This window comes from Kribbella hippodromi, assembly GCF_039531045.1.
Taxonomy (GTDB): Bacteria; Actinomycetota; Actinomycetes; order Propionibacteriales; family Kribbellaceae; genus Kribbella; species Kribbella hippodromi.
Map to the genome: position 1 here is coordinate 259,611 of NZ_BAAAPH010000004.1, position 26,680 is coordinate 286,290.

Genomic DNA, 26,680 nt, shown 5'->3' on the forward strand with positions numbered 1-26,680 from the left:
CTTTGCTATCAGCCCCCCGCCCCACTGCTGGCGGTCAGGTGGTTTTCTTGGGTTTTCCGCGGCCGGCTTGCTCGATGCGGCCGACCAGTTCCAGACAGGTGCTGCGGATTTCGTCCAGCGTGTCCTGCTCCACGCCGTCGACCAGGTGCAGGGGGATGTCGAGGTACTCGGTCCAGATCTTGTCGAACAGTTTCCGGCCGGTGGGCGTCATCTGCGCCCGGATTGTCCGCCGGTCCTTGGGGTCGGCGACCCGGATCACCATGCCGTCCCGCTCGAGCTGATCGACCAGCGCCGTCACCGCGCGGGGCGTGACCCGCAGCCGCGCGGCGAGCTTGCCCAGCGGCACGCTGTCCTGGTGCTTCAGCTGCATCAGGATCTGGAAGCGCGACTCGGACAGGCCGTGACCGTTCGCCCAGGAGTCGACGTACTCGTGCATGAGCCGGCTGAGCCACCGCAGCGCGGCGAACATCTCCAGCCGGCGCATCGCCGCGGCCCCGACCAACGGTTCGAGCATCTGCCGGGACTGCTCGTCGAAGAGCTGCCCCTCCGCGTCCCGAACGATCGACGACGAACTCTTGTAGTCGTCTACAGTAGAGCCCTCAAGTGCCATGCCTTGATAGTACCCGGTACCCGGCGCGCTTTCAGGCCGAACGCGCGCGGACGAAGTCCGACCGGAAGAACACCAGCGGGTTCAGGTCAGTACGCGCACCGACCGCCCGTACCCGGCACGTCACCAGCAAATGGTCGCCACCGGGCACGATCGAATCCACTTCGGCGTCGATCCAGGCGAGCGAGCCCGCGAGGATCGGTGCACCGCCGTACGGCGCCGGCCGCCAGGACACCCCGGCGTACTTGTCGGTCCCGCTGCGCGCGAACTGCCGCGCCAGCCAGTCCTGTCCTTCGGCAAGGACGTTGATGCTCAGTACGCCACTGCGCTCGATCGCCGGCCAGCTTCTGGACGCGCGGCCGGGACAGATCAGCACCAACGGCGGGACCAGTGACAGCGAACAGAACGATTGAATGGTCATCCCGACCGGTACGCCGTCGGTCTCCGCAGTCACCACCGAAACCCCGGTCGCGAAGTTGCCCAGCACCCGCCGGAACCGATGCTCATCGAGCGGTTCTTCGAAACGGCAGGCTCGGGCTTCCAGTTCGCTCATCACGATCCTCCTGAAACGTCATCCGCCAGCACCGCTGGACCCGTTGTTGCTCCCGGCAACACCTTCACCGGCCGGCCGCCCAGCGCGATCACCAACGCCGCCGCACCGAGCGCCACGCAGCCCGCGACCAAAAACACGCCGTGCAGACCCGCCGTGTACGCATTGACGGCAACCTGCGCGTACGTGTCGCGCTGAGGCACTGGTAGCTCGGCGAGCTTCCGCGCAAGGTCACCCGACGAAACCGCGCCGGCCACCGCATCGATCTGCTGAGCCGACATTCCAGCGAGCTGATGAGCCACCGACGAGTGAATACCGGCACCCAGCACCGCTCCATTGACCGCGATACCGGTCGCTAGCCCGAGCTGCCGGAACGAATAGCTGATCCCCGACCCGGCGCCGGCCTCCTCGCGCGGCACCACGCTCATCGCCAGCGCACCAAGCATTGGGTTGAAGATCCCGGCGCCGATCCCGATCACCACGAAGCCGGGCAAGAACGCGCTCCAGCTGTCGCCCGGCCCGAACCCGCGCAGTGCAAATAGGCCGGCCCCGGTGACGGCCAGGCCCAGAGCAACCAACCGATGCGGCGGGAACCGCCCGACCAGACGCCCGACCAGCGGCGCGACGAGGAACGTCGGCCCGCTCATCGCCAGGACGATCAACCCGGCCTGCAACGGCGTATGCCCTTGCACGCTTTGCAGGAAGATCATGAGGTAGAGCAACAGGGCGAAGTGCGTTGCGCTCCCAGCGAAAGCGGCCAGCTGCGCGCCGCTGAAAGCGCGGTTCCGCAGTCTGCGTACGTCGAACATGGGGCACTTCACGTTGAGCTCGACGACGGCGAAGGCCGTAAAGAGCGCTAGTGACGTACCCGCCAAGGTGATGATCCAGACGCCGGCCAGGTGCCTGCCCCAGGTGATCAGAAAGACCAGCGCGGTCAACGCCGGGGTGAACAGGGCTGCTCCCAGCCAGTCGATCCGGCGATTGCCGGTGACTTCGGCGCGGGGTATCCGCCAGAGGGTGATCGCGATTGCTGCGAGACAGATCGGCACTTGGGCGAGGAACACCCAGCGCCAGCTGGCGATCCCGACCAGCAGGCCGCCGACAATGGGGCCTAGGGCAATCGACCCACCGGTGAACGCGCCCCAGACACCGAACGCGATCCCGCGGTACCTGCCGTGATAGGTCTCGCTGAGCAATGTCAGTGAGATCGCGTACATCATCGCGGCCGCGGCGCCTTCCAGGAATCGCGTACTCAGCAGCCAGCTCGCGTTGGGCGCCAGCGCGTTACCCACCTGCGCGACGAGGAAGAGACCGAGCGCCGGCAGGAGTACGTGGCGGCGGCCGAGGCGATCGGCGATCGACCCGGCCGTGAGCAGGAACGCGGCGAGCGTGACGGAGTACACGTTCGTGATCCATTGCAGGCTGGTCAGGCCGACGCCGAAGTCGGCCTGTACCCGCGGCAGCGCGACGGTCACCAGGCCGACGTCGCCCAGCAGCATCAGGTCGATCAGGCAGATCGCGGCCAGCGGCCACCAACCGCCGGACGGCTTGGCTGTCATCGCACTTCTCCATCCCGCTGATCTGTTGGCCGCACCAACACCGCAACCACTACCGCACCAGCCAGCGCGACGATGCCGCCGACCAGGAAGATTCCGTTGATCCCGGCAACAAAGGCCGAGTGTGCCGCAGCGGCGACGGCCGGCTGCTCCTGGGCGGGCACCTTGGCCAGCATCGGCTCAATGGCTCCCGACGCCACCGCATCCGCCACGTGACCCGATCCGCCCGGCAGCTGCTCGTGGAGGCGGGAAGCGATCACCGCACCGAACACCGCGCCGTTCACGGCAACCCCGGTGGCGATCCCCAGCTGCCGGAACGTGTAGCTGATTCCCGAACCCATCCCGGCGCGCCGCCGTGTGACGACGCTCATCGCCAACGCGCCGAGCATCGGATTGATCATGCCGCCACCGAATCCGATCAGCACGAAGCCGGGCAGCAGCGTGGTCCATTCGCTGCCCGGTTCGACCGATCGGAGCAGGAGGATGCCGACGCCGGTGAGCGCAAGTCCGATCGACACCGGCCAGCGCGGGGCAATCCTGCCGACCAGGCGACCGGTCAGCAAGGCGGCGAGTACGGTCAGGGCGTTCATCGGCAGCAAGCGCAGTCCGGCCTGCAGCGCGTCGTACTGGAGGACGCCCTGGAGATACAGACTGAGGTACATCAGCAGCGCGAGATGTGTCGCGCCGAGGGTGAACGCGGCGACCTGCGCCCCGCTGAACGCGGGAACGCGGAACCGGGAGAGGTCAAGCATCGGCTCCCGCACCCGGCGCTCCACCAGCACGAAGATCACGAACAGGATCGCGGTGGCGACGCCGAGCTCCAGCGTCAACGCGCTCGTCCAGCCCGCATCCTTGCCGCGGACGAGCGTGTAGACGAAGAGTCCGAGCGTGACACTGAACAGGATCGTGCCGGCCCAGTCCGCCCGGCCACCAACGGGAGGCGTACGAGGTACGCGCAGCGCGACGATCGCCATCGTGATCAGGCAGATCGGCAACTGGACCAGGAAGACCCAGCGCCAGCCGGCCGACTCGACCAGGAGGCCGCCGACGATCGGTCCGAGCGCGATCGCCGAACCGGTCAGCGCGCCCCAGACCCCGAATGCGATGCCTTTCGTCCGGCCGCGATACGTCTCGCTCAGTACTACCAGGGAAACCGAGAACATCAACGCCGCGCCAATACCTTCCAGCAGGCGCGTGCTGATCAGAAGGCCGGTGCTCGGCGCGAGTCCGTTGCCGAGTTGGGCTATCAGGAAGATGCCGAGACCGCACAGGAGCAAGGGCTTTCGCCCCCAGCGGTCGGCGGCCGCGCCGGCGGTCAGCAGGAGCGCCGCCAGTGCCATCGAATAGATGTTGGTGACCCACTGCAGGCCGGAGAGCTGGGCATGAAACTCGGCCTGCACCTTCGGCAGCGCGACCGTTACCAACCCGACGTCACCGAGCAACATCAGATCGACCAGACAAACGGCGACCAACGGCCACCATTGCCATCCGATCGGACGATTCTCCGCCGGTACCTCCGGCCGTACTACTTCGCTGTTGCCTTGATCGGGCGCAACACTCATGACGCCACCCCTCCGTGGCAGAGAATGGGGAGAGGCCGAGTCAGAGCTGCCGGATCTGCGGCAGGACCTCGTCGGCGAAGAGCTTCATCGAACGCAGCACCCGGTCCTGCGGCAGATCACCGATCTGGAAGATCAGGTTGACCACTCCGGCACCGACATCCGCGCGAATCTTGCGGATCTGGGCCGCGACCGAGTCCGGCCCACCGCAGAAGATCTGACCCATTTCGATCCGGGCCGGCAGTCCCTGGTTCAGCCGTTCGGCGACGATGTCACGGAACCGGCCACCGGTGGCGCCGCTGCCGCCGAACATGCCACGGCTGCCGGCGAGTCCGGTCATCCGGAGCATCGGATGCGCGACGTTGTCGGCGTACCGGAAGTGTGGCTCGATCTCGGCGAGTGCTTTCTCGTCATTGTCCGAGACGTAGATGTCGGCCTGGTACAGCACATCGTCCGGACTCGTTTCGGTGCCGAGTTCGCGGGCGGTTTCGCGGTACGTACGCGCCGACTCCGCCGCGGCCGCGATGGTCGTGAACGCCAGCCCGATGCCGGCGCCACGCTGCGCGGCGAAGATGGCCGACTCCTTGCTCGAACCGGAGACGAAGATCGGCGGCAACGGTTGCTGGACCGGCCGCGGCCAGGCGGACACCACGCGGTTCTGGAAGTGCACGCCTTCCCAGCCGAACGGGCCGGGATGGGTCCAGGTCTTGAGCATCAGGTCGTACGCCTCGACGAATCGCGGGCGGGACAAGGTCGGTGAGACACCGGACACCAGGTACTCATAGGGCGTACCGCGCAGCAGGCCCGCGATCAGGCGGCCACCGCTGAGGTTGTCGACCATCGCGTACTCTTCGGCGAGCTGCACCGGATTGGCAAGGGGAATCCGCGCGCCGAGGATCGCGATTCTTGCCGTGCTCGTACGCTGCGCCAGCGCCGTCGCCATCACGCTCGCGTTCGGGCACATGGCGTGCGAAGAATAATGGTGCTCGGCGCAGGCGACCCAGTCGAAGCCGAGTTGCTCCGCGTACGCGGCCGCGTCGAGGGTTTCTTGGTAGCACTCCACCGAACGCGCCGGATCGAACTGTGCGTTGGACGTCGGCCAGCGCGTCGGGAGTTCACGCAGTGGCGCGTACGGCATCAGCGTGAAGAACGACGCCTTCACCGCGACTCCCCCGGCACGCTGGCGACGAACAGTTCGCCGGTGGCCAGGAAGTCGGTCACCAACGGTACGAAGCGCTCGGTCGCCGACAGGGTCAGCGAGTGCGCGCTGTCGGGGAGGAACGTGGCGGAGCAGGTCGGAATCGTTTCCTGGTAGATCGTTGCGAGAGCGGGCGGTACCTGCTGGTCGTCGGTGCTCCACAGCACCAAGGTCGGTGCCTCGATCTTGCCGAGAGCAGCTCGGAATTCTTCGGGATCGTTGCCCTTCAGCAGCGGCACACCTTGGGCGGCGTTGCGGGCTCGTTGCTGTCCGGCTTCCGGGGTGAAGAAGCCTTCCGGTACGGCAGGCGTCGGGCCGAAGTTGCGGAGGGCAAGCTCTTTCGGCGGCAGGGGCTGCGGTGGCGGGCCGGGCTTGAGGAATGCGAAAGGGGCCACGGCTACCAGGTTGCGGACCAGCTCCTGGTGTCGCGCGGCCAGCCACAATGCGCTGACCGCGCCGAACGATTCACCGACGAGCTGGACCGGCTGATCCGTTACCTGCTTGACGAAAGCGGCGAACACGTCGGCGGCCTCGACGATCGAATCCACCGCGCCGGTGCTGCCGTCGAAACCGGGGGCGGACGGCGCGTACACGTGGAAGTTGTCGGCCAGTTGCTCGAGGAACGGTGCTCCCGGCACCGATCCACCGACGGCGTGCAGGAAGACGAGCGGCTCGCCCGCGCCGCCTTCCAGGTACTGGATTTGTTTGCCGTCCAGTTCGAGCTCGGACTGCTTGAGGTTGGCCATGGTTCGAAGCCCTTTCGGTGCGCGAGGTGATCCGGTGCACCACGTACGGTACAGAGGACATCTACACTGTGCAAGGCTTCATAGTGGAGGCCTACATTAAATTGTCTTTGACCAGATTCTCGAGGCTGCCGATGCCGGTGATCTCGGTGCTCAGGACGTCGCCTTTGGCGAGATAGCGAGCTGGGGTGCGGGCGTGGCCGACACCGCTCGGCGTACCGGTGGCGATCACGTCGCCGGGGCGCAACGTGAGGATCGTCGACGCGTACTGGATCAGGTCTGTCGGTGTGAAGAGCAGGTCGGAGGTGTCCGCCTTCTGCATCAGCTCGTCGTTGACCGTGCAGCTGATCGGCAGCTCCGGGCGTACGCCACCTGGTAGCTCGTCGGGCGTCACCAGTACTGGACCTAGCGGTGTGGTGGCTTCGAACGTCTTGCCCTGTAGCCATTCCTTGGTACGGAACTGCCAGTCGCGCATCGTGACATCGTTCAGCACGGTGAAGCCGGCGATCGCCTCGGCGGCCTGTGCTTCGGTCGCGCGTCGTACGGTGCGGCCGATCACTACGGCGAGCTCGGCTTCCCAGTCGACACAGGACGATTCCGGCGCCAGGTCGATGGGGTCGTACGGTCCGATCAGCGCCTCGGCGTACTTGGCGAAGAGCGTCGGGTGAGCCGGCAGGTCGCGACCCATCTCCTGGATGTGGGTGCGGTAGTTCAGCCCGACGCACAGGATCTTGCCTGGCCGCGGTACGACCGGCGCGAGGCCCACGCTCAACGGATGCGCCGCGCCGGCGGTTTCGGCCGCGTACGTGGGCCAATCGTCACGTGTTAGCAGCTCGCCGACATCGGCGTACCCGAGTTCGATGAATGCGTTGGGGGTCTGGCGGGCGGCTCGGGTGCCGTTGGTGGTACGGATGGTCGCGAGTCTCATCGGTTGACCTCCTCGACGCGCCCGCGGTGCAGTTCGAGGCGCTCGATGATCGGGGTGTCGCTGAACCGGAAGAGGTCCAGGCCAGAGCTGGTTTCGATGGCGAGCGGCTGCCAGGACGGCACCACGAACAGGTCCCCGCGGCTGGCATACCATTTCTTGCCGGCGACGGTGATCTCACCTGCGCCTTCGAAAATTTGGTATACCGAAGCGCCGACCTCGCGGACGGCCGCGGTCGCGGTGTCCGGTGCCAGCCGGTGAAACTCGGCCCGCAGCGTCGGCATTACGTCACCGCCGGTCGTCGGGTTGGTGAAACGCACGGCGGCATGGCCCGGTTCGAGCGTCACGTCGTATCCCTCGGCTTCGAGCGCCAGCTGCTCGGACAACGCACGGTCGGTGTGTTCCCAGCGATAGGCGAGCATCGGCGTTGCCGGGGTTGGCCGCAACCTACTGAGTGGGCGCAGGCCGGGGTGACTCCACAACCGTTCCGACCTCGAAAGCTGCGGCGCTTCGCGGGTCTCGACCTCGTCGGGTCCGAACTCGAAGAACGTTGTGTCGGTGAAGTACTGGAAGGGGATGTCCAAGCCGTCGAGCCATGCCATCGGGCGGTCGGAGCTGTTGTGGTGCCCATGCCAGTTCCAGCCGGGTTGCGGGAGGAAGTCGCCACGGCGCATCGCGACTGGATCTCCGTTGACGACAGTCCACACGCCTTCCCCCTCGATGACGAACCGGAACGCGTTCTGGGTGTGCCGGTGCACAGGCGCGTCCTCACCCGGATTCAGATACTGGATCGCCGCCCAGAGCATCGGCGCCGCAAACGGCCGCCCACCAAGCCCCGGATTAGCCAACGCAATCGCCCGCCGCTCACCACCCCGCCCAACCGGCACCAGTTCCCCCGCCCGCTCAACCATCGGCAACACCCGATCCCACCGCCAAAGATGCGCCACCGCCTTCGACTGAGGAACCAACGGCATCAACTCCCCAATCTCCCCCCAAAGCGGAACCAACAACTCCTCCGCAAACCCCCGATACAACTCCCCCAACTCCCCCAAGTCCTCTGAATCACACCCCGAGCCGCACCCCGCCGGGTACTCCGCAGCACCTCCGGCTGCCTGCTCCGGGGCGTACTCAGGAGCGCACTCCGGCGAGCTGAGCCCGACACCATCCGCAGCCTGCTCCATGGCGTACTCCGCCGGATGCTCCACGGCACCTTCGGCTACCTGCGCCGAAGCGTGCTCCGATCCGTACACCGGGCCGCACTCCGCCGGGCACTGCGCAGCACCTTCGGCCGCACGCACCGGGGCATGCCCGGATGCGTACTCCGACGAGACGCCCGGGGCGCGCTCACGTGCGCACTCCGGCGACCTGTGCACAACACCTCCCGCAGCCCGCTCCGCCACGTACTCCGACGAGCCGCGCCCGACATCTTCCGCAGCGTTCTCCCGGATGTGCTCCGACAACCGCTGCACCGCACCTCCCGCAGCCCGCTCCGGCACATACTCCGACGAGCTGCGCCCGACATCTTCCGCAACTCGCCCCGGGATGTGCTCCGGGGAGCACTGCACGGCATCTCCCGCAGTTTGCTCCGGCGAGTGGTGCGCGGCGCCTTCCGGGATCTGCTCTGGTGAGTGGTGCGTGGTGCCTTGTGAGGTGTGGTGCGGGGTGGGCTCCGGTTGTTCGTCGCGGGCCTTGGGAGCACGCTGCGCATCCGGGTCCGCTCTTCGTACGCTGCCGGTTGCGTCGGCTGGTCGTCTGGTTCGTGTCATCGCCGGTGAAACTCCCTCGATCCCGCACAGTTGGAACCGCCCGGCGAGGTGCAGGGTCCCCGCCGGGCAGGCCACCAGCGTGCCCACTCGACCACCCTCCGCACACCATTTTCTGCCCTGCAGAACAGCTACCTCTGCCCCACCCGGCCCGCGAACCCCCACCCGCCAAAGCCCACCAAGCCCACCAAGCCCACCGAGGCCGCCGAGGTCCGCCGACTTCCGCGAAGAGTCACCTTTGAGAAGCCACCACGTGTTTTCGCACCGGGTTTCTACGCGGTGGCTTCCCAAAGCGGGGTCAGCGGGGAGTGCCGCAGCAGCTCGGGCAGCGGTTGATGCGAGGTGGGCTCAGCTGGGGTGGGCCACGGTGGTTCGGGGTGGCGGCTGATACGAGGTGGGGCCGCGGCGGTTCGGGCGGCGGTTGATACGAGGTCGGGTCAACTGGGGTGGGCCGGGGCGGGTGCGGGCGGCGGTGATGGGAGGTGGGGCCGGGGCGGCTCGGGTCGGCGGTCGATAGGAGGTGGGGCCGGGGCGGCTCGGGTCGGCGGTCGATAGAGGTGGGGCCACGGCGGTTCGCGTGGCGGTCGATAGGAGGTGGGGCCGCGGCGGTTCGAGGGGCGTTGAGGTGAGGTGAGGATTAGGCGGGGAGGGCGGCGGTGATTTGGGTGGCGGTTGCGGCTAGGTGGGTGATCCACTCGGGGAGCCTGGTGCGGTCGAAGCGGGCCGTTGGCATCGCGAGGGTGATCGCGGCTTCCGGGCGAGCGGACGCGTACGGCAGGGTGATCGCGACATCGGGGCGGGCGGACTCCTTCGCTGGGGAGATTGCGGCGTCAGGGCGGGTGGAGGCGTCCGGGTGGATCGCGGCGTCAGGGTGGGGGGAGGCGTTCGCCAGGGGGATCGCGGCGTCAGGGTGGGGGGACGCGTTCGGTGGGGGGATCGCGGGGTCGGGGTGGGTGGGGGTGGCGGGGATCGCGAGGCTGATGGCGGTGACGCCGGGTTCGGTGCGTTGGTCGTTGATTGCGAAACCACGTTTGCGTACCAGCGCCAGCTCGCGGCGCAGTCTTCTGAGATCGACATCGGCCGAGGTCTCGTACAAAGAAGCAAGCTCCGCCGGGGGCAGTGCGGCGAGCAGGGCTTGACCGCCGGCGGTGAGATGGGCGGGTAGTGCTTGGCCCATCCGGTCCCCCACCCGCAGCGGCCGCGTACATTCCGTCGTCATCACGAAGCGCGCTTCCGTACCGACGACCACCACCAGGTTCGACGTTTCGCCGACCCGATCGGTCAGCGCCCGCAGGTGCGGCCCGGCGACGCGGCGCAATACCGCGAGTGGAGCCTCGGTGACCGGCGCGGGCCGCAGCATCCGGCCGGGGAAGTACCGGCGATCGTCCGACCGCTCGGCGAAGTCCCGGTACACCAGCATCGCCAGCAACCGATGCGCCGTCGACGGCGACACCCCGAGCCGCTCCGCCGCCTCGGTCACCCGCAGCTGCCCTTCGTGCTGCAGCATCTGCGCGAGCACCAACGCGTGGTCCACCGAGTCGATCGCGTACGCCGGCCGATTCTTCATACCAGAAAATGTAGGCGACCGGATCAGGCCGTGCACAGCAGGCCGATTGTGCCGCATACTGGAGTTCTGATGCAGGCCAATCGCGTGACGACGCGTCGTCATCTGTCCACCAGTCCGTTCGCCGCCAAGGTCGCCGACTCGCCGAAGACTTTCGAAGTCGACGAGCGCGTGACTCACGATCGGGAAGGGCTGGGTCGCGTGCACTCGGTCGAACCCGGCGGCGTCGTCGTCGATTTCGGCGGCGGCAAGATGATCCGGATCGTGACCCCCTTCACCAAACTCCACCCACTCTGAGCCCCGTACGCCGCACAGCGTCCTGAGCCGCAAGCCCGGCGAGGGACGCTTCACATCCCGTCGCCGCACCCGACGCTGCGGACAGCGGCGCGGGGTCAGCGGCAGTCGACGAAGACGGCGAGCGCCGTACGCGGACGTACTGCCACCCGACGCGACCAGCGGCGTGGGGTCCGCGGCGGTGGGCGATGACGGGGAGTGCCGTACGCGGATGCGCTGCTACCCGACGCGGGGTCGGCGGCGGTGGGCGATGACGGCGAGTTCCGTACGCCGATGCGCTGCCACCCGACGCGCGACCAGCAGCGTCGGGTCAGCGGCGGTGGGCGATGACGGCGAGTGCCGGGCGCGGATGCGCTGGCCAGTCGACTCTGCGAAGGCGGCGAATGTGCGTGCCGTCGCTGCACCCGCGTCGCGGTCAGCGGCGGGAGGTGGCGAAGGCTAGGGCTGTGCGTGGGTGTGCTGCCAGCATCCGCAGGTTCTGGATGAGGCTTGACTCGGGGCGGGCGTCCAGGAAGCCGTACAGGCGCTGGTTGGTGACGAGGCCGTGGTGGTTGCGCTGCCAGACCTCGATACCGCGCGCGCCGCTGCGGCCGGCGATCGTGCCGCGCCACTCGTTGACGATGATGGTCCCGCCGGCGACGGGGGCCACGTTGGCGACGGGGTTCTCATTGGCGACGGGGGCCACGTTAGCGATAGCAGTCTCGTTGACGAGAGCAGTCTCGTTGACGAGAGCAGTCTCGTTGACGAGAGCAGTGCCGTTGGCGAGAGCAGTCTCGGCGGCGTGGGCCGTCTCGGCGGCGACGATCAGGGTCTTCTTGACGTACATGTCGCGTTTGGTCATGAAGCGGCACATGGTTGCCCAGGAATGGGTGATCTCGTCGAGGCCGTCGGCGTGGATGATCAGTCCGTCCAGGGTCGCGTCCCACTGCGCATCCGGCGCGAAGACATCGCGGATGCCGTCGACATCGCGCTCGTTGGTCATCCGCTCTGCCTCAGCAACAAACCTCGCGGCGTCCTCGATCAGTTCAGGTGCAGTCATCGGTTCACCGCTTCGGTCAGGAGGGCAGCCGTCAGCTCGGGCTGGTCCTCGGTGAGGTACGTGTAGGAATCGCCGACCGTGCGTAGGCTCGCGCCGAGACTGTCGGCGTAGCGCCGGGCGCCGGCCAGTGGGAAGACTCGGTCGGCGGAAGCCCAGATCAGGTGAATCGGCTTGCCGAAGGTGGTGGTCAGGGAGGTCGCGGCGGACCGCGTGAACCGTTCGTCGACCGAGCTGATCGCTTTGCGCCCGTCGTACCGGATCGCCGAGCTATTGAGGACCGGATCGACATAACTACGCATCGTCAGACGGTCGATCGGATACTTCGCCAGCCACCCGTACGTGTTTCGCCACCGCCACGCCGTCGGTGCGCGCAGCACCTGATAGAGCGCGCGGTACGTCAACGGATGAACGGCCGTCCGCTTGAGCAGCGGGAATCCTCCGGGTGTCGGCGGCCAGGTACAGTCCGGCGTCTCGCATGACGCGAGTACCAGGCTCCCGATCCGCTCCGGATGATTCGCGGCGGCCAGCTGGCTGTACGCGCCTCCCGAATCGTTCCCGAACAGGATCACGTCGCGGAGTTGGAGCGCCTCGATGAAGTCGGCGATCATCCTGGCGATCCCCGGCGGCGAGAGGTCCGCGTCCCGATTCACCGGGGTCAGGTGCGAACCCAACGGCCAGTCCGGCGTGAGACAGCGGAAGTGATCCGACAGCAGTGGCACCACCTTGCGCCAAATATTGGCATTCACGAGGTACCCGTGGACGAACACGATCGGCGGCCCAGTACCGCGCTCGTGGTAGCTCACCCGGCCCGAGGGAAGCTCGATGGTGTGTGGCGTACCCAGGCGGCTGTCTCTCATTGGATTGCGTGCGGGGTGCTGTTCGCGGCGAGGAAATCGCGGATCGTGCGGGCGAGCTCGATCGGCTGGTCTTCGGGGACGAAGGTGCGGGTGTCGGGGATGAGCGTGAAGGTCGCTCCGGGGATGGTACGAGCTAGGCGCCGGCCGTTCTTGCGGCGGAACCACAGGTCATCGGCGGCCCAGGCGATCAACGAAGGTCGGGTGAATGTCGCGAGTTGTCGTGCGGCGCGGCGGGTATGCCGTGGCGCCGTACCGCGGAAGAACTTCACCACATCGCGCCTGACGCCGGGATCGCGGAGCGGGGCTACGTACGAGTTCAGCACCTCGGGCTCAACGCCGTGCTTGACGATCGACCAGTAGAACAAGCTCCGGACTGGTTTGGTATACCAAAGTTTCGCCACCTGCGATCCCAAGCCGGGTATGAAGGTCAGCGGGCGCAATGGCTTCAGATAGCGCGGTGGGAACTGGCCGAACGTGTCGCAGGACGTCAGGATCAGTTGGTCGATTCGTTCCGGGTACGCGGCCGCGAGCATTTGCGCGATCGCACCACCCGAATCGTTGCCGACCACAACCACCCGCTCGAGGCCGAGCGCGTCGAGAAAGTCGATGACGAGGCGGACCATGCCCGGCGGGGTCAGGTCGGCGTCGGCTCGCATCGGGAACGGGTGCGATCCCTTGGGCAGATCGGGGACGATGCACCGGTATTCACCGGCTAGCTCAGGTACGACTCCACGCCAGATCTCACCGTTGCAGAGCGCACCGTGCAGGAAGACGATCGGAGCACCTGTGCCGCTGTAGCGATACCGGATCGCCCCTTGCGGGAGATCGAGCTGATGCACCGAGTCATCCAGTGGGTACGTCATCGCGGCTCCAGATCGTCCGGCCGACGGAATCTATTACATCCATTGCAAGAGATCCGTGGCACCGTAGCATGCCGATCACACTTCTTACAATCATTGCAACAGATGCGCCCCGGCGCCCGACCGCAGTACGCCTGGTGGTTGGCGGACGGCGGCCCGGGCAGTGGGCGATGGGACGGCGGCCCGGGCGGTTGGTTGCCCCGATGGGGCTCGTCAACCGGCCGATGGGGTCAGGTGTGCTGGGTACCCCGAACCGGTTTGGGGCGCGATGGGTACGCGTTGGTGGGCGCGGGTGATCGGCGCGATGGGTACGCGTTGGTGCGCGCGGTGAGTACATGTGGCGGGCGCAGTGGTGGATGGGTGGTGGGTGGTGGGTAGGTGCGCGTGGCGGGTGTGGGTGCGCGTGGCGGGTGTGGGTGCGCGTGGCGGGTGTGGGTGCGTGGTGTGGGTGGTGGGTGCGGTGGTGTGGGTGGTGGGTGCGGTGGTGTGGGTGGTGGGTGCGGTGGTGGGCAGGGAGGTTGCGGTGGACTCGGTCGGGGGGCGTCTGTGTGTTGAGTTGTCCCAGTTCTTAACCGGCTGACAGGTACCGAAGAACGGGTAGTGGTTCGATCGTTAACCGCCGAACGCGGGTACCGCGCGCTCAGCATCGGGCGGGGCTGACCATGTCTACCCGTTCTTCGGTACCCGATGGTGCAGGCGGTCGCGGTTGCGCACGGCGCGGTCTCGGCGGTGGGTGCGCGGGCTCGGCGTGGGGATGGGCCCGGCGGGGGTGGGCCCGGCCCGGCGATGGTGTGGCGGCGGGTGTGTGCAGAGGGTGGGAGACGCGGCGACGGGACACAAGCCGGCGGCGACGTACGCCGGGCGAAGGCAAAGCAGGGCGACGGCCGCGCGGGGTGGCGTGGAGTGGGGTGGGGCGGGGGTGACGCGGGCGGCGCGGGGCGGCGGCGTGGGCGGAACGGGGCGGCGCGGTGCAGGGCGGCGCGGTGCAGGTCGGTGCAGGTCGGTGCAGGTCGGTGCAGGCGGCACGGCGGCAGCGCGGGTGGGGCGGCGCGGGGCGGAGGCGGTGCGGGGCGGCGGGGCGGGCGGGGCGGGGAGTGAGGGTGGACGGTCGGATGGGGGCTGGGTGTCCGGGCGTGGGAGGGGTTAGTCGGCTAGGAGGCCGTGGGTGAAGGCGGTGGTGGCGGTGTGGAGTAGGCGTTTTAGTTGTTTGGGGTTGCGTTGGAGGCGGTCTTGGCGCCAGGCGAGGCTGATGATTCCGTTCCAGGCGGACCAGAGGACGGTGGCTGTTTCGTGCGGGTTGACCTTGCGGATGGTGCCGGCTTTGATGCCGCGTTTGATGGCGTCGACCATGCGCTGGTTTTGTTCGTCGACCGAGTTCGCGAGGCGGTCGGCCAGGTCCTGGCCGGCCGCGTAACTGCCGGGGTCGGCGGGGAACGCGAGCATCCGGAAGTACTCGGGGTTGGCCAGGTAGAAGGCGAGGTACTCCTCCGCGGCCGCGTGCAGTTGCTCGACCGGATCACGGCCCTCGACGTACGCGAGGTCCATGAACTTCCGGTCGGCGACCAATGCCTTCTCGACCAGCGCGGCGTACAGGCCGGCTTTCGATCCGAAGTGGTTGTATACCGAACCGATCGCGACGCCGGCGGTGTCCGCGATCTCCTCGACGGTCACGTCCGCGACGGCACGCGTGGTGAAGAGCTTCTCCGCGGCGTCGAGCAACGCCTCGATCGTCCGCTGCGCCCGTGGGTCCACCACCACACACCCTCTCCCCTGCCACCGTCGTCAGTCCGCGGCTGCCCGTAGCTACTGCCCATCGGGCCACCGCTCTGTGAGCCAGCATTCGTCCACCGCGACAAGCACCAGTCACGTTAACAGGCGATGCAGCGTCACCGACGCCAAGCCAGCAGGATGAATGTGCAGCCGATCAGCCCAAGAGCGGAGTACGCGACGTAGTCGTTGACCGAGCCGTTGTGCAATCTGCGCAGCCCGGTGACGACAATCGGCTCCTTCGAGCGCCGGACGTACCAGAAGGCCAGCAGCAGCCCGGCGACGAGACATGCGCCGGAGATCAGCAACTCGTCCGGGGCAAAGTAGTCAAAAGATTGCACCGTGAGAGTCAGGCGGGTGCTGCCGGCTAGGGCGATTGTCGCGTACGCATTCGGGTCGAGCAGTACGGCGGCGGCCGGCGCGGCGATGTGACTGACCACGAGGTTCGGCAGTACGCCAAACGCGATGCAGCCAAGCGCGAGCGTGCCGAACGCGATCAGCATCCCAGGTCGCATCCGCTCCAACGGGTCGTAGTCGTCATCGCGCCGCCGGAAGAACGCCAGGTACGCGGCGCGGCCGAGTGCCGCAACGGTCAGTCCTTGCGCGACCAGCACCGCACCGAAGGCAACCGGATGCTCTGCCCGGAGCGAGTCGTGAATGAGCCCGAGTGACGCGTACCCGTTCAGCGGCGGGACGCCCGCGATGGACGCGGTCGCGACCAGGAACGCACCAGTGACGATCGGACGATGCCGCGCCAGACCGCCCATCTGCGACAGCCTCGTCATCCCGGTGGCATGCACGATCGCGCCGGCGCACAGGAACAGCAACGCCTTGAACAGCGCGTGATCGACCAAGTGGTATACCAAACCGGTGACCGCTCGCATCGTCCCGGCGCCGACCGCGGTGAGCAGTACGCCGACCTGCGAAATGGTGTCGTAGGCAAGCAGTCGTTTCAGGTCGTCCTGGGCGAGCGCGAGGGCGGCGCCGAGGATCGCCGACGCCGCGCCGAGCACCATCAGGATCGCCGGCAGTACCGTGCGGCCGGCGGTGTAGACGTCGAGTGTGAGGCGGGCGATCGCGACGACGCCCAGGTTGACCATCAGGCCGGAGAAGAGCGCCGAGATCGGGCCGGGCGCGGCCGTGTGCGCGTCGGCCAGCCACCCGTGAAAGGGCATCAACCCGGCCTTCGTACCGAAGCCGGTTAGCAACAGGCCGAGCGCGACCACATCGGCGGTCCGTACGCCGCCGGACAGGGATCGCTCGAGCTGCCCGAGGTTCAGGGCGCCGTGCCCGGAGTAGAGCAGCGCCACCGCGACGAAGACGCAGAATCCGGCCAGGTTCGTCAGGATCATCATCTTGAAGGTCGCTTCCAGCGCCCATGGACGCTCCAGGAAGAACCCGGCGAGGCCGTAGCTCGCCAGCGCCGCGACCTCAAACCAGACGAACAAGTTCAGTAAGTCAGCGGTCAGCGCCGTGCCGATCATTGCTGCCAGCAACAGTTGCGTCAGGCACGCGTACCACCCGGCCTCGTGACTGGCGAGACCGCCGAGCTCGGACAGGCTGTACAGCAACAGGACGCTGCCGATTGTTGCCGTCAGCAAGGCGAAGGTCAGACCGAACGGTTCGGCGGTAAAGGTGATTCCGAGTTCTGCTCCTCGTACCGGACCGACGTTGCCAAGGGCGTGACCGCTGAGCCGGCCACCGTACACGGCTGGTGCGAACGTGGCGAGCAGTGCGGCCGGACCGACGAGTGCGATGAGCGAGGCGATCAGCGAAGCCCGCGAGGAGAGCCGGGACAGCAGCGGGGCCGCCACCGCCCCGGTGATCGGCAGCGCGACCGCGAGCGGAAGCAGCGCGGGGTTCACACGTCACCCGCGCAGGCTGCGGACCTGGTCGGCGTCCAGCGTCCGGTGGTGCTGTGCGATGCGTACGACGGTGACCAGCAGGACCGCGGTGACAGCAACACCGATCACGATCGCGGTCAGACAGATGTTCTGCAGTACCGGATCCGCAATGTTGCCGTGGGCAAGGCTCTGCTCGGTTTGACCGCTCTGTGGATTGAGCATGACCGGCGCGGTCGAACCGTGCCGGTATGCCATCGAAAGCAGCAGCAGGTACGTCGATGACTCGATCAGGGACAGTCCCATCACGATCTTGATCAGATTCCGCCGGGTGAGCAGTACGTACAGCCCGAGCGCGAAAACGACCACCGCGACGAGATAATTGGCCAGGATCATCGCCGCTCCTCCGCTGCGCGCCCGTCGCCGGGCTGGTCGTCACGTTCGTCGGCCTCGTCCGGCGTCCAGTCGTGCCGCATCGCGAGGAACGTGAAGATCACGATCGTCAGCCCGGTCCCGACCTCGATCAGCTCGGCGAGCGAGAACGCCTGCAGGATGCCGCCGCTGCGGATCGTCTGTTCAGGGGCCAACGGCAACCAGTTCGCACTGAACGATCCCGCCAGCACCAAGCCCATCGCCAGTACCGCGATCACCAACGCCGCACCCGCCAGCTCCAGCACTTCCAGCAACCCCGGCCGAACAACCCGGGCGACGCGCCGATAGCCGAGGGCCGCGTACGTCATCAACACGAGCCCGAGGAACACCACCCCAGCAGGAAATCCACCGCCCGGCGAGTACCCGAGCAGGACCAGGTAACACCCGGCGATGCCGAGCAAGGGCAGCACGAGCCGGACCGCCACGCGGATCACCGCGGTCATCGCCGTGGCTTGCTCCGGCGCCGGCGTTCCGACCCGTTCGCCATCAGGCAGATCCAAGTCGCGGCCCGACTCACCACCGCCGGCGCCTGGACCGATCTCGTGCGACTCCGCCGCCCGCGCCTTCTGCTCCCCCGCGTCGGCCGCCTCGTGCGGGTCGTCGTGTTCCTGTTCTTCCGCGCCCGCGGTCTCCTCGCCGAAGTACTCGCGCCGCGGCTCCCGGCGCCGCGCCAGCAACAGCACACTCACCACCGCGGCGAGCAACAGGAACGTCTCGCCAAAGGTGTCGAACGCCCTCGTGCCGTACACGACCTCGTTGACCGGTTCCGTCGTACGCCAGTCCGGGATCGCCACCGCGAGCGCCTGCCGGGCGATCTCCGGCAGGGCGGCGTGTTCCCGCGGCAGATCGATCGCCGCGGCGCCGAGTACCACCGCGGTCAGCGCGGCCAGGCTCCAACCGACGATCGTCCGACGGTCCGCGCGCGCGTTCACCGGTGGTCCGTCGGCGGCTCGTCGAACGGTTCACCCAGCTCACGCTCGTCCTTCACATCGGTCCGCGCCTTCCCGATCGCGATCAGGTACAGCGTGGGTACCGCGATTGCGCCGACCACCACCTGTGCATGCGCGTCATCGGGCGCACCCAGTACGACGAACAGCAGGCCGAGTACCGTACCGACCAGCGACAACGCCATCGCCGCGCCGGCCAGATTGTGCAGCCGCACCACGATGATCGCGCCCGCCAGGATGACGGCGAGGCACAAGTAGTCCAGCACCCAAAACATCACCGGCGATCGCGTCCCTCGTCGGCCACCGCGCCGGACCACTGCCGGATGCCGGTCTTGTAGGCGGCCCGGCCGAGCGCGTGCGACGCGGCCGGATTGAGCGTGAGCAGCAAGAACGCGACCAGCAAGGCGCGTACGGCGTACTGTGACGTGAAGCCCTTGCCGACGGCAACGGCAAGCAGCGCCGGCATCGCACCCATCGTGATCACGATCGAAGTGCATTGAATTCTCGCGTACACGTCTGGCATCCGCACGACGCCGAGCGCACCGGAGATCGAGAAGAACAGCCCGATCGATGCCAACAGCAACACGATGATGGTCCTCACAACAACCCCCGCTCCAGGAACCGCGCCCAGACCAGCGTCCCCAGATAACCGAACGCGGCCATCCACAGCGAGACATCCACGTAGATGGAGCGGTCGGCGAACGCCGCGAAGAACAGCAAGGCCAGCGTCGCCTGGGTCGTGACCGCGTTGAGTGCGACCACGCGATCGGTCACCGACGGCCCGGCCGCGAGCCGGACCACCAGCAGACCGACCACCGCGAACTCGGCGATCGCGAAGAAGCCGAAGGCGTCAGTCAGCATTGGTCACCCGCTCGATCCGGCCTTCGAGCGGGCCGTTGATCGTCTCGTACCGGTGGCCGGCCGCCGGTACGACGATGCAGTGGTAGAGCAGCTCGCGCCGCTTCAGATCCACGTCGATCACTTGGTTGTCGACGACAAGCGAACTGAGCAGTCCGGTCGCGGCGACCCGGTCCACATCGGAGAACCTGGTGGGAACGATGACGATGCCGGTGCGGATCGGCATGCGGGGCGTCCAGATTTGGTATACCAAGCGCAGGTTGGCCCGGAAGACGTCCGTTGCGGTCCCGGCGGCCAAGCGGAGTAGGGCGAGCAGGCGCCTCGGGGCGAGGAACCACCACGGCCCGGCCGGGAAACCCAGCGGGACCAGCAGGAGCGCGCCGAGCACGCTGACCACGAGCCCGACCAGCAGGGACTCGACCGTCACCGACCAGGTCAGCAGCAGCCACACGGCGTAACACCACGCCGCCGGCGCAACGAGCCGCGGCATCCTGCCCTCCTTCCGCCACCCAGCGAGTACCCCGATCGGGACTCCGCATGCACCGCATGTCAGCGTGCAGGCGAGTCGCCGGCGGGCGAGTGAGCGCCGCGGGTGGACCAGCGAGCGGGCGGGTTGGACGAGCGCGGTGCGTCGGACGAGCGCGGCAGGTCGGACAAGCGCCGCATGCGTTGGTGAACGAGCGCCGCGGTCGGGCCAGGTCGGCGGACGGGCGACCTCGGCGGGCGGGCGAGTGCCGCGGGTGGACCAGCGAGCTCGCGGGTGGACGAGCGAGCGCGGCGGGTTGGACGAGCGCGGCGCGTCGGACGAGCGCGGTGGGTCGGATGAGCGCCGCATGCGTTGGCGGACGAGCGCCGCGGTCGGGCCAGGTCGGCGGACGGGCGACCTCGGCGGGCGGGCGAGTGCCGCGGGTGGACCAGCGAGCTCGCGGGTGGACGAGCGAGCGCGGCGGGTTGGACGAGCGCGGCGCGTCGGACGAGCGCGGTGGGTCGGATGAGCGCCGCATGCGTTGGCGGACGAGCGCCGCAGTCGGGCCAGGTCGGCGGACGGGCCACCTCGGCGGGCGGGCGAGTGCCGCGGGTGGACCAGCGAGCGCGCGGGTGGTGAGGGCGGCGGACGGTGAGGTCGGCGGGCGGGCTAGTGAAGGAGAGTGATGGCTGTCGTTACAACAAGTGCGAGTACGACGACGTCCGCCGCGATCATCAGGGCCGAGTCGCGTACCTTCACTCGTGACGCGATTGCACCGAGCATCAGCAAGGTGAGGCCAATTGCGGCGAGCACGCCGAGTACGGTGAGTTTGAGGCCGATCAGCACGCCCGCGGCGCCTGCGAGTTCCAGCAGGCCGATCAGGCGCCAGAGCTGTGGCGCCATGCCGAGATGGTCACGCACGGCCAGGCTCTGGCGAACGCCGAGCACCTTGACCCCGCCTGTCACGATGAACAGCACCCCGACCACGATCGCCAGCACGACAACCACAGCAACACTCCACTCGCCACTCGACGACCAGCAACGATCGCGAGCCTACAGCCGCGAGCCGTCCGCCAGCCGCGAATCAAGGCAACAACCGCGACCGCAGCTCCAACCGCGAACCATCCGCCAGCCGCGGAGGATCGAGGCGATAGCCGTGACTGCGGCTACAGTGGCGAGCCGGCCGGCAGCGGCGGATCGAGGCGACAGCAGTGGCTGCGACTACAGTGGCGAGCCGTCCGCCAGCGGCGCGTCAAGGCGACAGCCGGGACCGCGGCTACAACCGCGAGCTGTCCGCCAGCCGCGGATCAAGGCGACAGCCGGGACCGCAGCTCCAACCGCGAGCCGTCCGGCGGCCGTGGATCAAGGCGGTAGCCGTGGCTGTGGCTACAGGGGCGAGGCGTCCGGTAGGGGTGGGTCGAGGCGGTAGCCGTGGCCGCGTAAGGTTGACACCGCGGGTAGCTGATTCAGTGACAGGCCGGCGTGTTTCGCGGCCGATTCGAGTCGGCGCCGGAGCGAGGCGATCGTCACGTCGAGCGTCTTGGTGGATCCGAACCAGTTCTCGTCCCAGACCTTCGCCATCAGGTCCTCGCGCGACATCGCAGCACCCGCATTCAGTACGAGCGTTTCGAGCAGCTCGTACTCCTTCGGGCGAAGCACCAGCTCCTCGCCCGCGACCGTACACCGCCGGGCCGCCGTGTCGACGGTGAGTCCGGCAATGGCAACCGGGCCGTCGACGCGCTCGGCCGGACGTCGACGGAGGTGCGCGCGCAGCCGGGCCAGCAGCACGGTCAGACTGAACGGCTTGACCAGGTAGTCGTCCGCGCCGGCATCCAGACCCGAAACGATATCGATCTCATCGCCGCGCGCCGTCAGCATCACCAGTAGCAGTGCGGGCAGATCGGACCGCAACCGGCGGGCCAGGTCGACGCCGTCCACGTCCGGCAGGCCGAGGTCCAAGAGGACGACCTCGGCCTGCTCCCGACGCGCCACCGCGAGGCCTGATCGACCACTCCGCGACCAGAACGCGAGGTATCCGTTGCCAGTGAGAGCGCGTTCGAGCAACCGGCCGATGGCCTCGTCGTCCTCGACGATGACGACCACCGATCGGTCATTTCCGGCATTCACCTCCCCGACGTTAAGCAGCGCGGACTGAGAACCGGCTGAGTCACAGCTCGCGCAACTCCTCCACCGCCGGCCGACTCGAGCCGTACGCGCTGGCCAGCGCCCCGCCCGCGATGGCCCCGATCGCGACGATCAGCGTCGCCGCCAGGTACGTCCAAGGCACCGCCGCGGACGACGGCGGCGGATCGAACACGCCGGTCAGCACCTTGATCAGCATCGCCGACAAGGCCCAGGCGATCAGGGCACCACCGATGAGACCACCGAGCATGACCGCGAGTGCCTCACTCATCACCAAACCGCGCAGTTGCGCACGGTTCGCGCCAAGGACGCTCGCGATGGCGAACGTACGCCGCCGCTCGGCCAGCCCAAGGGCAAGCACCAACCCGCCGGCACCGGCCGCGATCAGTACCGCGAACGCGAGCTCGAACCGGGTCAGACCCGCCAGGTCGACCGAGGTGAGGCTCGAACCGACCTTCGACCGGGTCTGAGTCAGGTCGGTGATCTTGGCGGAGTCGCCGAGCAGCTTGTGTACGTCCGTCGCTACCGCCGCCTGGTTCTTGCCGCCCGTGTCGAGCAAGAATGCGCCGATCGCGTCGCTGCCGGTGGCCTTGGCGACGTACGCGGCGTTGGCGACGAAGAAGCTGTCCCGCGGCGCGGTCGGGAACTCCTTCACGATGCCCGCATAGTGGAACGGAACCGTCCGGAACGCCTTCGTCCGGCTGTCCTGGAGCCGCAGCCGGATCAGATCGCCCGGCGCGAGCTGGAAGTCCTTGACGGTCTCGTCGCTGACCAGGATCGAGTCTGGTTGCCGGGCCAGTTGGGCCATCAGGCCGTGCGCGGTCCCACCGACGAAGTACGCGTCCTGCAGGGCGGTTGTGTCGGCGATTGTGCCAGGCCGGACGCCGTACAGGTCCTGGAGATCCGATCCGACGTAGGCCAGTCGGTGTTGTAGCGGTTCGACCGCGCGTACGCCCGGGGTTGCGGCCAGCTTGGTGGCGGCGCCGGGGCCGACGATGACGCCAGGTGATTCGGTGACTGTGACGTCTGCGCCGTTGGTGAGCAGGGCGTCGACCTCGGCTTGTTGCCGGTACGTTGCGTTGAAGGTTGCCGTTGACACCGCGAAGGAGATCGCGAGGCCGAGTAGGACGACGGAACGTACGAGGGGCGTGCGTTGGCGGGACATGCTTGCGGCTGTCGTACGCGCCAGCCGTCCGGTGAGTGGGCGTACCAGGAAGGTCAGCGCGCCGCGGCCGTGCGCCAGCGCGAGGGAGATGAGGCGCCAGAGCAACAATGCGCCGCCGATCCACAACAGGGCGGGGCCGAAGAACGCCCAGTACGAGACCGAGATCGTTGGTACGCCCTCCGGTGCCAGCACCAACGAATAGTTGTTGTTGCCAGAGGCACGGAAAACCAATACGGCGACTATCAGGCAGATGAAGTCAAGGCCGAAGCGCATCCAGAGTGGGTTCCGTGACTGGTCTACCTGGCGGCGCGCGAAGACGACGCTACTGCTCCGCAGATCTCGGACCGCGGGCACCAGCACGGTCAGGCCAGCGATGAAGAGTCCGACCACGAAGGCGATCGCAAACCAGAGGCCGCCGCCGCCGAAAGATGAGCTGCCGAACGACGTACGCCCGATGATCGTGGCCGCGGCGATGCCTATCAGGCCGCCGAGAACGCCGGTCACGAGTGCTTCGAGCGCGGCCAGTCCGACGACTCGTCGCAGGCCGAAACCGCGTACCCGCAACAGTGCCTGCTCCCGCCGCCGGCGCGCCGCCCCCGAACCGGCAACCGCCGCCGTCAAGAGAGCGGCAAGCACGGCACCAGGAACGCCGAGAAAGAGGAACAGGATCTGCGCGTACGCCGCATCGCTCCGCGCCGCATCCAGCGCCGCCGCGAGATTGTCACCGACGACCGCCGACCCCGCCGAGGCAGCCTCCAGGTTGTGCGCGGCTCCGGTGACGGCCGTGTACGCCGAGGCCGGATCGTGTGGCAACGCCGCGTCGCGATGCGCATGAATCTGCGTCGTGATCGCCTGCGGATCGAGCCGCGAGACAGGTCCCATCACCGCGTCGAAACGGGCTGTCGGCAACAACAGCACATTGTCCGGCGGCGCGGACGGTTGCGATTGCGGCGGCGCTCCAACCTTCTGGAACAGGGAATCCGCCTGGGGCAGATCGATGACCCCGTCGACCTTGATGCGTACCGGCGGCAGACCCGGCCGACCAATAGAAACAGTGTCACCCGGCGCAACGTGCAGATTCGCGGCGGTCTGTTGGGCGAGCAGGACGCCGTCGGACTTGCCCGTCAGTTGCCGAAGCTGCGCCGGAAACAGCTGACGATAATTGCCCGGGATTCCCATCACGACCCCCGGACCAGTGGTCTGCGTCGATCCGGCGACAACGGCCTGGAACCCGGTCGTGCGCCCGAACTCGACGGGTGCCGCGGCCGCGATGCCAGGGGCTTGGCGTACGGCGGTCAGCACCGTACTTGGGTCGCCGCCAGGCTGCACTTCGACCTGCCAATCGACGGCGACGGTCGCGACCGCCCGGCTGGTCATCGTCGCTTTCGAGGCGGTCAGAAACGCACCGATAGCAGCAATCAACGCGACCGAAAGACCGATTCCGGCTGCCGTCGCGATGAGGCGGCCGGCCCGATGGCGTACCAGGCCCGCAAACCATAGTCCGAGCATCACGACACCCCCTCTCTGGCCGGTGCGACGAGTCGGCCGTCATTCATCTGCCAGCGATCCTCGAACCGGCTCGCGACGGCTGGATCGTGGGTTGTCACCACAAGTGCGGCGCCGGTTTCGTCCGCGGCTGCCAGCAGCGCGTCGAGTACGTGGCTTCCGGTTTCGGTGTCGAGCTGGCCGGTGGGTTCGTCGGCGAGGAGCAAGCGCGGTCGCAGGGCAAGGGCGCGGGCGATCGCCGTACGCTGCGCCTGACCGCCCGACAATGTGTCGGCCAACTGGTTCGCGAGCGATGCGATTCCGACCGTGGTCAAGGCGGCCGCCGCTCGCTCGTCCGCCTCGGCTTCGCTGGTGCCGGTCAGGATTGCCGCCAGCGCCGCGTTCTCCGCGACCGTCAGCGCGGGCAGGAGGCTCGGTCCCTGGAAGACGACCGCGATGTCGCGGGCTCGGTCCGTCAGCTCCGGCCAGTCGACCACGCCGCCGGTCGGTGTCTCCAGGCCGGCCAGCAAGTGCAGCAGCGTGGACTTTCCGGAGCCTGACGAACCGGTGATCGCGATCCGGGCGCCGGGCTCGACCTCGCAAGTGCAGCCGTGGACCGCGACGACGGCCTGTTCACCGTGCCCGAAGGTCCGGGACACATCCATGCAACGTACGAGGGTCATGCCGCGATCCTTCCGTCGGACAACGTGATCACGCGGTCCGCGATCCTGGTCACGGCCGGGCTGTGTGTCACGAGCAGCACGCCTCGGCCGTCACGGGCGCGGGCACGGATGAGGTCGAGTACCAGCTGCTCTGTCTGGCCGTCGAGTTCGCCGGTTGGTTCGTCGGCCAGGAGTACATCCGGGTCGTTGCTGACGGCAACTGCCAGGCCGGCGCGGGCGAGCTCGCCGCCGGACAGTTCGCGCGGCAGGGCGGATCCGCGGTTGGCGAGGCCGACTTGTTCGAGGAGCTGGTCTGGGAGCTGGCGCTCACGGCCGGTTTGCACCAGGCGGAGGTTGGCGTCGATGGTTAGGTGGGCCAGGAGGTTGCCAGATTGCAGGACAACGCCGAGGCGACGACTGCGGATTCGGGCGCGTTCCAGTTCCGGGCGGTGGCTCAGGCGTTCGTTGCCCAGGGTCACTGCCCCGCCGTCTGGCTCGTCGAGTCCGGCGAGACAGTACAGTAGGGTCGATTTGCCTGACCCTGATGGTCCGACGACGGCGACCACCTCGCCGCGGGCGACGCTCAGGCTGACGCCGCGGAGCGCGAGCGTTTCCTCGTCGCCGGCGCGGAAGAACCGGTACAGGTCATGACAGCTCAGCACGTCATCCGCCATCAGAGCCACCGGACCGAATCGGAGACGATCTTCCACGGGTCGACGTTGTCGGCGTTCACCGGTCCGGCCAGGGTCAGCGACAGTTGCTTGCCGGCGCGGTAGAAGACGTACCGCTCGAACGCGTCCCGGACGACCTTTCCGGTGACCGGGTCCTGGGCCGAGTCGCCTTGATATGTGATCAGGACGACCTGGCCGGCCGGGCGGGTGACCTGGCTGACCTTGCCCATCGTGAAGCGCGGGACCGTACGGCGTAGGTCGGGGACGAGCTTGCTGGTGACGGACTGGGGTGTTGGCGCGGTGGTCGCTGGGGTTGAGCTGACTTCGATGCGGTTGAGTTTGTCGGTGAACGACGTCGTGGTGGGGGTGTTGCTGCGGGCCCAGCCCTCGGGGACCTTGACCGCGAAACCCGACGCGGTGAAGGTCACGAACGCCTGGTTGTCGGGGATGTCGCCGGGCGGGTTCGACTCGGTCGCTACCGGCTTCGAGGGCTGGGTGCTGGACGGTTGGGTTGCTGAGGGCTGGGTTGTCGATGGGTTGTTGGTCGTGGGTGAGTTTGGGGAGGATGTGGTGGCGGGGTTGGCGGCGCCGGACGAGCCGTTGCTGCAGGCGGTGAGCAGCGTCGCGGTGGTCAGGGAGAGTGCGAGGATGGGCCAGAGCTTCATGACTTCGACGCTAGGAATTCCTCGGTAACGGGCCGGACCGGCCAGGGTTAGAGGACGGCAAAAC

At 67.9% G+C, this 26,680-nt stretch carries 27 protein-coding genes; 1 reads left to right on the forward strand and 26 read right to left on the reverse strand.

All coding sequences use genetic code 11. The features are described from left to right. Positions 1-34: 34 nt before the first annotated feature. The 9 genes from ABD260_RS08170 to ABD260_RS08210 form a co-directional block, all read right to left on the reverse strand. Positions 35-610, reverse strand: a complete 576-nt coding sequence (locus tag ABD260_RS08170; protein WP_344232760.1) for a MarR family winged helix-turn-helix transcriptional regulator — start codon at positions 608-610, stop codon at positions 35-37. Positions 611-641: 31 nt separating this feature from the next. Further along, a complete protein-coding gene (locus ABD260_RS08175; RefSeq protein WP_344232761.1) occupies positions 642-1,160 on the reverse strand; it encodes a flavin reductase family protein in 519 nt (172 codons plus the stop codon). Then, complete coding sequence (locus tag ABD260_RS08180; RefSeq protein ID WP_344232762.1) at positions 1,160-2,716, reverse strand: MFS transporter; 1,557 nt, start codon at positions 2,714-2,716, stop codon at positions 1,160-1,162. The genes ABD260_RS08175 and ABD260_RS08180 overlap by 1 nt, the downstream gene beginning before the upstream one ends. Further along, positions 2,713-4,275 carry an MFS transporter gene (locus ABD260_RS08185; RefSeq protein WP_344232763.1) on the reverse strand — a complete coding sequence of 521 codons (1,563 nt, stop codon included), beginning with the start codon at positions 4,273-4,275 and terminating at the stop codon, positions 2,713-2,715. Before ABD260_RS08185 ends, ABD260_RS08180 begins: the two co-directional genes overlap by 4 nt. 40 nt (positions 4,276-4,315) lie before the next feature. Then, positions 4,316-5,434: an LLM class flavin-dependent oxidoreductase gene (locus tag ABD260_RS08190; RefSeq protein ID WP_344232764.1), complete on the reverse strand. Its 1,119-nt coding sequence runs from the start codon at positions 5,432-5,434 to the stop codon at positions 4,316-4,318. Next, positions 5,431-6,216, reverse strand: coding sequence for an alpha/beta fold hydrolase (locus ABD260_RS08195; protein ID WP_344232765.1), 786 nt, complete (start codon positions 6,214-6,216; stop codon positions 5,431-5,433). The genes ABD260_RS08190 and ABD260_RS08195 overlap by 4 nt, the downstream gene beginning before the upstream one ends. A 91-nt stretch (positions 6,217-6,307) precedes the next feature. After that, a complete protein-coding gene (locus ABD260_RS08200; RefSeq protein ID WP_344232766.1) occupies positions 6,308-7,141 on the reverse strand; it encodes a fumarylacetoacetate hydrolase family protein in 834 nt (277 codons plus the stop codon). After that, the gene (locus ABD260_RS08205) at positions 7,138-8,112 is read right to left on the reverse strand and encodes a cupin domain-containing protein (protein ID WP_344232767.1); all 975 of its coding nucleotides are present in this window, start codon (positions 8,110-8,112) and stop codon (positions 7,138-7,140) included. The genes ABD260_RS08200 and ABD260_RS08205 overlap by 4 nt, the downstream gene beginning before the upstream one ends. A 1,426-nt stretch (positions 8,113-9,538) precedes the next feature. Continuing rightward, positions 9,539-10,468: an IclR family transcriptional regulator gene (locus ABD260_RS08210; protein WP_344232768.1), complete on the reverse strand. Its 930-nt coding sequence runs from the start codon at positions 10,466-10,468 to the stop codon at positions 9,539-9,541. Between the two features lie 69 nt (positions 10,469-10,537). Here ABD260_RS08210 and ABD260_RS08215 point away from each other — a divergent pair, with 69 nt between their 5' ends. Further along, positions 10,538-10,762 (forward strand): hypothetical protein, encoded by a 225-nt coding sequence (locus tag ABD260_RS08215; RefSeq protein WP_344232769.1) that lies wholly within the window; start codon positions 10,538-10,540, stop codon positions 10,760-10,762. Positions 10,763-11,174: 412 nt separating this feature from the next. Here ABD260_RS08215 and ABD260_RS08220 read toward each other — a convergent pair whose 3' ends face one another. The 17 genes from ABD260_RS08220 to ABD260_RS08300 all read right to left on the reverse strand — a co-directional run bounded on the left by ABD260_RS08220 (position 11,175) and on the right by ABD260_RS08300 (position 26,616). Beyond that, on the reverse strand, positions 11,175-11,798 hold the full coding sequence (locus ABD260_RS08220) for a hypothetical protein (protein WP_344232770.1): 624 nt from the start codon (positions 11,796-11,798) through the stop codon (positions 11,175-11,177). Further along, entirely contained in the window at positions 11,795-12,601 is an 807-nt protein-coding gene (locus ABD260_RS08225) for an alpha/beta fold hydrolase (RefSeq protein ID WP_344232771.1), read from the reverse strand. The genes ABD260_RS08220 and ABD260_RS08225 overlap by 4 nt, the downstream gene beginning before the upstream one ends. A 50-nt stretch (positions 12,602-12,651) precedes the next feature. Next, positions 12,652-13,518, reverse strand: coding sequence for an alpha/beta fold hydrolase (locus ABD260_RS08230; protein ID WP_344232772.1), 867 nt, complete (start codon positions 13,516-13,518; stop codon positions 12,652-12,654). Positions 13,519-14,658: 1,140 nt separating this feature from the next. Beyond that, entirely contained in the window at positions 14,659-15,267 is a 609-nt protein-coding gene (locus tag ABD260_RS08235; RefSeq protein WP_344232773.1) for a TetR/AcrR family transcriptional regulator, read from the reverse strand. Between the two features lie 134 nt (positions 15,268-15,401). Then, positions 15,402-17,147 (reverse strand): complex I subunit 5 family protein, encoded by a 1,746-nt coding sequence (locus ABD260_RS08240; protein WP_344232774.1) that lies wholly within the window; start codon positions 17,145-17,147, stop codon positions 15,402-15,404. A 3-nt stretch (positions 17,148-17,150) separates the two neighbouring features. Next, entirely contained in the window at positions 17,151-17,519 is a 369-nt protein-coding gene (locus ABD260_RS08245; RefSeq protein WP_344232775.1) for a sodium:proton antiporter, read from the reverse strand. Then, entirely contained in the window at positions 17,516-18,487 is a 972-nt protein-coding gene (locus ABD260_RS08250) for an MnhB domain-containing protein (protein WP_344232776.1), read from the reverse strand. Before ABD260_RS08250 ends, ABD260_RS08245 begins: the two co-directional genes overlap by 4 nt. Continuing rightward, positions 18,484-18,777: a Na(+)/H(+) antiporter subunit B gene (locus ABD260_RS08255; RefSeq protein ID WP_344232897.1), complete on the reverse strand. Its 294-nt coding sequence runs from the start codon at positions 18,775-18,777 to the stop codon at positions 18,484-18,486. The genes ABD260_RS08250 and ABD260_RS08255 overlap by 4 nt, the downstream gene beginning before the upstream one ends. Then, on the reverse strand, positions 18,777-19,088 hold the full coding sequence (gene mnhG / locus ABD260_RS08260; protein ID WP_344232777.1) for a monovalent cation/H(+) antiporter subunit G: 312 nt from the start codon (positions 19,086-19,088) through the stop codon (positions 18,777-18,779). Before mnhG ends, ABD260_RS08255 begins: the two co-directional genes overlap by 1 nt. Before the next feature lie 11 nt (positions 19,089-19,099). Next, positions 19,100-19,363 carry an MrpF/PhaF family protein gene (locus tag ABD260_RS08265; protein WP_344232778.1) on the reverse strand — a complete coding sequence of 88 codons (264 nt, stop codon included), beginning with the start codon at positions 19,361-19,363 and terminating at the stop codon, positions 19,100-19,102. After that, positions 19,353-19,850 carry a Na+/H+ antiporter subunit E gene (locus tag ABD260_RS08270; RefSeq protein ID WP_344232780.1) on the reverse strand — a complete coding sequence of 166 codons (498 nt, stop codon included), beginning with the start codon at positions 19,848-19,850 and terminating at the stop codon, positions 19,353-19,355. Before ABD260_RS08270 ends, ABD260_RS08265 begins: the two co-directional genes overlap by 11 nt. Positions 19,851-20,495: 645 nt before the next feature. Then, positions 20,496-20,834, reverse strand: a complete 339-nt coding sequence (locus ABD260_RS08275) for a DoxX family protein (RefSeq protein WP_344232781.1) — start codon at positions 20,832-20,834, stop codon at positions 20,496-20,498. Positions 20,835-21,212: 378 nt separating this feature from the next. Beyond that, on the reverse strand, positions 21,213-21,953 hold the full coding sequence (locus ABD260_RS08280) for a response regulator transcription factor (protein WP_344232782.1): 741 nt from the start codon (positions 21,951-21,953) through the stop codon (positions 21,213-21,215). Positions 21,954-21,993: 40 nt separating this feature from the next. Further along, positions 21,994-24,642 carry an ABC transporter permease gene (locus tag ABD260_RS08285; protein ID WP_344232783.1) on the reverse strand — a complete coding sequence of 883 codons (2,649 nt, stop codon included), beginning with the start codon at positions 24,640-24,642 and terminating at the stop codon, positions 21,994-21,996. Beyond that, positions 24,642-25,301, reverse strand: a complete 660-nt coding sequence (locus ABD260_RS08290) for an ABC transporter ATP-binding protein (RefSeq protein WP_344232784.1) — start codon at positions 25,299-25,301, stop codon at positions 24,642-24,644. Before ABD260_RS08290 ends, ABD260_RS08285 begins: the two co-directional genes overlap by 1 nt. Continuing rightward, positions 25,298-25,954: an ABC transporter ATP-binding protein gene (locus tag ABD260_RS08295; RefSeq protein WP_344232785.1), complete on the reverse strand. Its 657-nt coding sequence runs from the start codon at positions 25,952-25,954 to the stop codon at positions 25,298-25,300. The genes ABD260_RS08290 and ABD260_RS08295 overlap by 4 nt, the downstream gene beginning before the upstream one ends. Then, a complete protein-coding gene (locus ABD260_RS08300) occupies positions 25,954-26,616 on the reverse strand; it encodes a hypothetical protein (RefSeq protein WP_344232786.1) in 663 nt (220 codons plus the stop codon). The genes ABD260_RS08295 and ABD260_RS08300 overlap by 1 nt, the downstream gene beginning before the upstream one ends. Positions 26,617-26,680: the final 64 nt, after the last annotated feature.

What these genes read in the sequence shown, in the direction of transcription:
- ABD260_RS08195 (WP_344232765.1), bottom strand. Translation starts at nt 6,216, where the DNA reads ATGGCCAACCTCAAGCAGTCCGAGCTCGAACTGGACGGCAAACAAATC.
- ABD260_RS08295 (WP_344232785.1), bottom strand. Translation starts at nt 25,954, where the DNA reads ATGGCGGATGACGTGCTGAGCTGTCATGACCTGTACCGGTTCTTCCGC.
- ABD260_RS08205 (WP_344232767.1), bottom strand. Translation starts at nt 8,112, where the DNA reads ATGCCGTTGGTTCCTCAGTCGAAGGCGGTGGCGCATCTTTGGCGGTGG.
- ABD260_RS08170 (WP_344232760.1), bottom strand. Translation starts at nt 610, where the DNA reads ATGGCACTTGAGGGCTCTACTGTAGACGACTACAAGAGTTCGTCGTCG.
- ABD260_RS08210 (WP_344232768.1), bottom strand. Translation starts at nt 10,468, where the DNA reads ATGAAGAATCGGCCGGCGTACGCGATCGACTCGGTGGACCACGCGTTG.
- ABD260_RS08215 (WP_344232769.1), top strand. Translation starts at nt 10,538, where the DNA reads ATGCAGGCCAATCGCGTGACGACGCGTCGTCATCTGTCCACCAGTCCG.
- ABD260_RS08175 (WP_344232761.1), bottom strand. Translation starts at nt 1,160, where the DNA reads ATGAGCGAACTGGAAGCCCGAGCCTGCCGTTTCGAAGAACCGCTCGAT.
- ABD260_RS08285 (WP_344232783.1), bottom strand. Translation starts at nt 24,642, where the DNA reads ATGCTCGGACTATGGTTTGCGGGCCTGGTACGCCATCGGGCCGGCCGC.
- ABD260_RS08300 (WP_344232786.1), bottom strand. Translation starts at nt 26,616, where the DNA reads ATGAAGCTCTGGCCCATCCTCGCACTCTCCCTGACCACCGCGACGCTG.
- ABD260_RS08255 (WP_344232897.1), bottom strand. Translation starts at nt 18,777, where the DNA reads ATGTTTTGGGTGCTGGACTACTTGTGCCTCGCCGTCATCCTGGCGGGC.
- ABD260_RS08185 (WP_344232763.1), bottom strand. Translation starts at nt 4,275, where the DNA reads ATGAGTGTTGCGCCCGATCAAGGCAACAGCGAAGTAGTACGGCCGGAG.
- ABD260_RS08230 (WP_344232772.1), bottom strand. Translation starts at nt 13,518, where the DNA reads ATGACGTACCCACTGGATGACTCGGTGCATCAGCTCGATCTCCCGCAA.
- ABD260_RS08245 (WP_344232775.1), bottom strand. Translation starts at nt 17,519, where the DNA reads ATGATCCTGGCCAATTATCTCGTCGCGGTGGTCGTTTTCGCGCTCGGG.
- ABD260_RS08220 (WP_344232770.1), bottom strand. Translation starts at nt 11,798, where the DNA reads ATGACTGCACCTGAACTGATCGAGGACGCCGCGAGGTTTGTTGCTGAG.
- ABD260_RS08265 (WP_344232778.1), bottom strand. Translation starts at nt 19,363, where the DNA reads ATGCTGACTGACGCCTTCGGCTTCTTCGCGATCGCCGAGTTCGCGGTG.
- ABD260_RS08290 (WP_344232784.1), bottom strand. Translation starts at nt 25,301, where the DNA reads ATGACCCTCGTACGTTGCATGGATGTGTCCCGGACCTTCGGGCACGGT.
- ABD260_RS08200 (WP_344232766.1), bottom strand. Translation starts at nt 7,141, where the DNA reads ATGAGACTCGCGACCATCCGTACCACCAACGGCACCCGAGCCGCCCGC.
- ABD260_RS08270 (WP_344232780.1), bottom strand. Translation starts at nt 19,850, where the DNA reads ATGCCGCGGCTCGTTGCGCCGGCGGCGTGGTGTTACGCCGTGTGGCTG.
- ABD260_RS08180 (WP_344232762.1), bottom strand. Translation starts at nt 2,716, where the DNA reads ATGACAGCCAAGCCGTCCGGCGGTTGGTGGCCGCTGGCCGCGATCTGC.